The 5,439-nt window shown below is 45.3% G+C and carries 5 protein-coding genes; all 5 read left to right on the top strand.

Annotation, left to right across the window (positions count from 1 at the left end; translation table 11 throughout):
• The first annotated feature begins 181 nt into the window (after positions 1-181).
• The 5 genes from U9Q08_00255 to nifU all read left to right on the top strand — a co-directional run bounded on the left by U9Q08_00255 (position 182) and on the right by nifU (position 5,318).
• A complete protein-coding gene (locus U9Q08_00255; protein MEA3328163.1) occupies positions 182-2,113 on the top strand; it encodes a S9 family peptidase in 1,932 nt (643 codons plus the stop codon).
• Positions 2,114-2,344: 231 nt separating this feature from the next.
• Complete coding sequence (locus U9Q08_00260) at positions 2,345-2,788, top strand: Rrf2 family transcriptional regulator (protein MEA3328164.1); 444 nt, start codon at positions 2,345-2,347, stop codon at positions 2,786-2,788.
• Positions 2,789-2,836: 48 nt separating this feature from the next.
• Complete coding sequence (cysK, locus tag U9Q08_00265) at positions 2,837-3,772, top strand: cysteine synthase A (GenBank protein ID MEA3328165.1); 936 nt, start codon at positions 2,837-2,839, stop codon at positions 3,770-3,772.
• 2 nt (positions 3,773-3,774) lie between these two features.
• Positions 3,775-4,944 (top strand): cysteine desulfurase NifS, encoded by a 1,170-nt coding sequence (gene nifS, locus U9Q08_00270; protein MEA3328166.1) that lies wholly within the window; start codon positions 3,775-3,777, stop codon positions 4,942-4,944.
• A complete protein-coding gene (gene nifU / locus U9Q08_00275) occupies positions 4,944-5,318 on the top strand; it encodes a Fe-S cluster assembly scaffold protein NifU (GenBank protein MEA3328167.1) in 375 nt (124 codons plus the stop codon). Before nifS ends, nifU begins: the two co-directional genes overlap by 1 nt.
• Positions 5,319-5,439 lie beyond the last annotated feature (121 nt).

Consider the following 5,439-nt stretch of genomic DNA (forward strand, 5'->3'; position numbering starts at 1 on the left):
CTGAGATTCTTCGGCCTTCGGCCTCAGAATGACCTTTTTAGCGTTATTATTTTTAATTTCGGTTAAGGTGTGCACTTTTAAAACTTAAATCGCTCTAAAACTGTGCACTTTTAATTTTTAAATAACAGGCCTTAAAATAACCCTTGAGTCTGCCTATGGTTAAAGGTATAATTGAGGCACAATGCCTATTAAGCAAATTAACCCATTCGGTTCATGGAAATCCCCGATTACCTCGGACTTGATTGTTAAGCAGGCCATTGGCTTAAGCGGGATCTGTCTTGATAGAGATAACATCTATTGGGCTGAACTGCGGCCTTCCGAAGGAGCCAGGAATGTTATTGTCCGCTTGTCCCCGGATGGAAAGTTAACCGATTTAATCCCGCCGCCTTTTAATGCGCGCACGCGTGTTCATGAATACGGCGGCGGCGCCTTCGCTGTCAAAGACAATGTTGTCTATTTTTCCAATTTCAGCGACCAGCGGATTTACCGGCAGTCCGAAGGCGTCTCTCCCCAGCCGGTTACTCCGGATAAGGCCTTTTACTATGCAGACGGGGTTATCGATCCTGTCCGGAACCGGATGATCTGCGTACGCGAAGACCATTCTAATCCGAAAAAAGGCACAATAAATAACCTGGTAAATCTTGATCTGGATAAAGGGGGATCGGGAGAAGTAATTGTTTCGGGTAAAGATTTTTATTCCTCTCCCTGTGTCAGCCCGGATGGCTCTAAGCTCTCCTGGCTTAGCTGGAACCACCCGAATATGCCCTGGGATGCGACTGAACTCTGGACGGCTGATTTAAAAGATAACAATACGCTTAGCCGCATTCAGCAAATCAGTGCAGGCCCTGAACAGTCGATTTTCCAGCCTCAATGGTCTCCAGACAACATCCTTCATTTTATATCCGATAAAACAGGATGGTGGAACCTCTATCGCTGGGAAAATAACTCTATTAATCCGTTGTTTGGAATGGAGGCTGAGTTTGGCAAGCCGCAGTGGATTTTTGGAATGTCTACATACGCGTTTGAATCGGAAAAGCGGATTCTTTGCGCTTACACCAGGGATGGCAGCTGGCATCTGGCGGCCCTTGATATTGCAGGCAAAAAGCTCAAACCGTTCAAAACCCCTTATACCCAGATTTCACAGGTTAAAGTGGCATTACAAAAAGCAGTGTTTATTGCCGGCTCTCCTCAGGATCCACTCTCGGTCGTCAGGCTTGATCTTAATTCAGATAATATTGAAGTCTTGCGCCGTTCAACCACAATTCACATAGGAAAAGATTATTTATCTGTTCCCGGGAAAATAGAATTTCCTGCCGAAGGCGGGTTAAAATCCCACGCATTTTTTTATAAACCCCAAAACCGCGATTATCGCGGGCCTGATCACGAATTACCCCCGCTTATTGTAAAAAGCCACGGAGGGCCGACCTCAGCCGTTTCCACGGCATTGTCTTTAGAGATCCAGTATTGGACCAGCCGGGGATTTGCTGTTGTTGACGTAAATTACGGAGGCAGCACTGGTTATGGCCGAAAATACAGGCAACGCCTGAATGGCCGGTGGGGCGTGGTGGATGTGGATGATTGCCTGAATGTCAGCCGGTATCTTGTGGAGAAAAATGAGGTTGACAAAGACCGGCTGGCAATAAAAGGAGGAAGCGCTGGCGGGTATACCACGCTTTGCGCGTTGACGTTTCATAATTTATTTAAGGCAGGAGCGAGCTATTACGGGGTTAGTGACCTTGAGATGCTGGTAAAAGATACTCACAAATTTGAGTCCCGCTATTTTGACCGGCTCCTTGGCCCTTATCCTCAGGAGCGTCAGATCTATTACCAGCGTTCGCCGATCCACTTTATTGACCGGCTTTCCTGTCCATTGCTTATCCTCCAGGGGCTTGAAGATAAGATAGTGCCGCCCAACCAGGCAGAGCTGATCTATAAAGCGCTTCTGAAAAAGGGAGTGCCGGTTGCCTGCCTTTTGTTTAAGGGCGAACAACACGGATTCAGGCGCGCGGAAAATATCAAGCGCAGCCTGGACGCGGAATTATATTTTTATTCAAAGATCTTTGGATTTACTGCGGCAGGCGATGTCACTTCTTTGGAGATTAAAAACCTCTAAATATGAAAAAGGCCCGCTTAACGGGCCTTTTTCTTAGGCAGTAGACCTAAATAGCTTTCGCTACTGGCCACCTCCTTGTTGTTACTAAACTTGTAATAAGTATACCCTATATTTTTAGCAAAGTCAACTTTACCTGCCAGTTATTTTATCAAAAAAGATACTTGACAAAGCGTCTTTATCCGGGTATAATTCATACTAATCTGATAAGATTAGTATGAAGGAGTATAAGTTATGATAGCGCTTTCTACAAAAGGCCGGTATGGGGCAAGATTAATGTTGGAATTGGCTCTTTGCTATGGCAGAGAACCTGTCTTGCTGAAGGATATTGCCAAAAGACAGGCAATTTCTGAAGGATATTTACAGCATTTGCTTCCAGCGCTTAAAGCAGCCGGGTTGGTAAACTCAACCCGGGGAGCGCACGGAGGATATATGTTGGCCAAACCGCCCTCTAAAATAACCCTTAAAGAAGTGGTTCAAGCCATGGAGGGTTCCTTGGCGCCTGTGCGGTGTATTGATGCTCCTTCCCTCTGCCGGAGAGTCCGTTATTGTGTTACGCGGGATATCTGGCAAGATTTAAGAGATAACATATCGCGGATATTGGAATCAGTAACCCTGCAGGATATGGCTGAAAGGCAAAGGAAAAATGGAAAATATTCTCCCACCTACAGCATTTAATAACTTAGAAAAATAGAAAGAGATTTTTTAAGTTATGGAGGCATGACAATGGCGAAGATAGCAGATGATGTGACCGGGTTAGTGGGTAATACACCAATGGTGAAGTTAAACAGGGTGGCTTTGGGATTAAAAGCTACTATCGCGGCTAAATTGGAATTTTTCAACCCGCTTTCCAGTATTAAAGACAGGATAGGCCTGAGTATGATCGAGACTGCCGAAAGAGACAGGCTTATTAAAAAAGACACAATTGTCCTTGAGCCTACCAGCGGCAATACCGGGGTTGCTCTTGCTTTTGTCTGCGCTGTAAAAGGTTATAGGCTTGTTCTTACCATGCCTGATACAATGAGTCTTGAGAAGAGAAACCTGCTTAAAGCCCTTGGCGCTGAATTGATCCTTACCCCGGGCAGCGAAGGGATGAATGGTGCGGTAAAAAAGGCAGAGGAATTAGCAGGAAGCAACCCTCGATATTTTGTTCCTCAGCAGTTTAAAAATCCGGCTAATCCGGAGATCCATCGTAAAACCACTGCTGAAGAAATCTGGAACGACACCGAAGGCAGGGTGGATGTTGTAGTTGCCGGAGTAGGCACCGGAGGAACGATTACAGGAATAGCCCAGCTGGTTAAAAAAAGAAAGCCTGGAGTCAAAATAGTTGCTGTTGAACCTGCCGGTTCAGCGGTTCTTTCCGGCTGGGAACCAGGGCCGCATAAGATCCAGGGCATTGGCGCTGGATTTGTCCCCGGTGTTTTAAAAATGGACTTAGTGGACCAGGTGGTTCAGGTAAATAATGAAGATGCTGCTGAAACCGCCAGGAGCCTGGCCAAAAAGGAAGGATTGTTTGCGGGTATTTCTTCCGGCGCAGCAGCCTGGGCTGCTATTCAAATAGCTAAAAAAGCGGAAAATAATAATAAATTAATTGTTGTGATTTTTCCGGATACAGGAGAGAGATATCTCTCGACAGATTTGTTTAAAAAGGCAGGGGGTTAAAGATGAAAAGAATATACCTTGACTATGCAGCCACTACGCCTGCCGATCCCGAAGTAATAAAAGCGATGTCGCCGTATTTTACCGAGAGATTTGGCAATGCTTCCAGCCTTCATTCTTTTGGCCGGGAGGCAAGATCAGCGGTTGAGCAGGCAAGAAAGACCGTTGCTTTATTTTTAGGAGCAAAACCGGAAGAAATTATTTTTACCAGCGGAGGAACAGAAAGCAATAATTTTGTCTTGAAAGGGATCGCTGATGCAAATAAAAGTAAAGGCAATCATTTGATTATCTCTGCAATTGAACACCATGCGATAACAAAACCATGTAAATTTTTAGAAAAACAGGGATTTAAGGTTACTTATTTAAAGGTAGACCGGTATGGATTGGTTGACCTTCAGGATCTAAAAAGAGCAATAACGGATAAAACCATATTAATTTCGGTTATGCACGCCAATAATGAAATAGGGGTGATCCAGCCGATTAAAGAGATCGGGAAAATTGCCAAAGAGCAAGAAATCCATTTTCATACGGATGCAGTACAGACCTTTGGCCATCTTCCGGTTAATGTAGATCAGCTTAATCTGGATTTATTAAGCTGTTCAGCCCACAAATTATATGGGCCAAAGGGGGTAGGGGCATTGTATGTCAGAGAGGGGACAAAGATCCTTCCGTTTATGCACGGAGGTGATCAAGAAAATGACCGCCGGGCATCCACCCGCAATGTTGCGGGGATTGTAGGGTTCGGCAGGGCAGTCGAGCTGGCCGGAGAAAAGATCGGCCGGGAAGAGAAAAGATTAATTTCCTTACGGGACAAACTTATCAGGGGAGTTCTGGATAATATAGGCCGCACCAGGTTAAACGGACATCCCGCAAAAAGACTGCCTAACAATGTAAATGTCTCTGTGAAATACATCGAGGGCGAATCAATGGTTTTAAATTTAGATCTGGAAGGAATTGCCTGCTCTACGGGTTCTGCCTGCGCATCTTCGATTCTTGATCCTTCTCATGTTTTGCTGGCTCTGGGGCTGCCGCATGAATTAGCCCATGGTTCGCTGCGATTTACTCTTGGTAGATATACCAAAGAAGAAGAGATAAACTATGTCCTGGAAGTATTACCCAAAATAGTAGGTAAGCTTCGTTCTATGTCGCCGTTATATAAAACAAAGAAAAAATAATGCAGAATTACAGCGAAAAAGTAATGGAACATTTCCGGAATCCCCGAAACGCGGGAGAAATAAAAAATCCCGATGGCGTCGGCCATGTAGGCAGTTCTGTATGCGGAGATGTAATGGAGCTTTACATCAAGGTGAAAGATAATGTTATTACAGACGTAAAGTTTAAGACGTTTGGCTGCGGGGCAGCCATAGCGACAAGCTCTATGATTACTGAATTGGTAAAGGGCAAGAGGGTGAACGAAGCGCTGAAAATATCCAACCGGGCGGTAGCCGAGGCCCTGGGCGGGCTTCCTCCGGCAAAAATGCATTGTTCAGTATTGGCCGAAGAAGCTCTAAAATCAGCCGTCGAAGATTACCATAAAAGATCATTTTAAGATAGGTGTCATCCTGAGGGAGCGTAAGCGACCGAAGGAAGTCCTGAGTATTCCCGAAGGGCGACCGAAGGATCTCCCATAAAACCGTGTTTTCTGAGATTCTTCGGCCTTCGGCCTCAGA

The organism is Candidatus Omnitrophota bacterium (assembly GCA_034717435.1).
Taxonomy (GTDB): domain Bacteria; phylum Omnitrophota; class JAUWXU01; order JAUWXU01; family JAUWXU01; genus JAYELI01.